At 39.6% G+C, this 475-nt stretch carries 1 pseudogene; it reads left to right on the forward strand.

The window, feature by feature from the left end:
• A pseudogene (locus KH893_RS11855) lies at positions 1-475 on the forward strand (sensor histidine kinase); the annotation flags it as partial.

Consider the following 475-nt stretch of genomic DNA (forward strand, 5'->3'; position numbering starts at 1 on the left):
GGATCAAAACAATTGACAATTCCCGGGTTGGTTGGACAAGGACAGGGATCGAGTACAATTGGGGGATCGCCAAGTGCCAGTTCACCTCAGGAGGGCAGTTTACTAAAGTCGAACGTTTCCGGACAGGACACTATTTATTATAGTAAGAGCGGAAAAATTGTTAATTCTTATTCGCTTGGATTACGGATCTGGACTTATGAAAATCTTTATAAAAAAATTTCTGGCGATTTAAACGATATTCAAAATGTAAGATTATCCGGATCGTATTTTAGAGTTCGTCTCATTAAATTAAAGAAACCAATCGTCTTAATTTATGGGGCTAACACAATCCTTGGAACGGCTAAATATGCAGCGGTTGTTTATAATTTTGATACAGAGCGATCTAACATGGATTCTTTTCGTTCGGTTCTCTTTTGGACTTTGATGTTTGCGGCGATGTTTTCGTTGGTCGTCAGCTGGCTGGTTACTCTTCGAG

The sequence above is a fragment of the Liquorilactobacillus sicerae genome (assembly GCF_029916425.1).
GTDB classification, from domain to species: domain Bacteria; phylum Bacillota; class Bacilli; order Lactobacillales; family Lactobacillaceae; genus Liquorilactobacillus; species Liquorilactobacillus sicerae.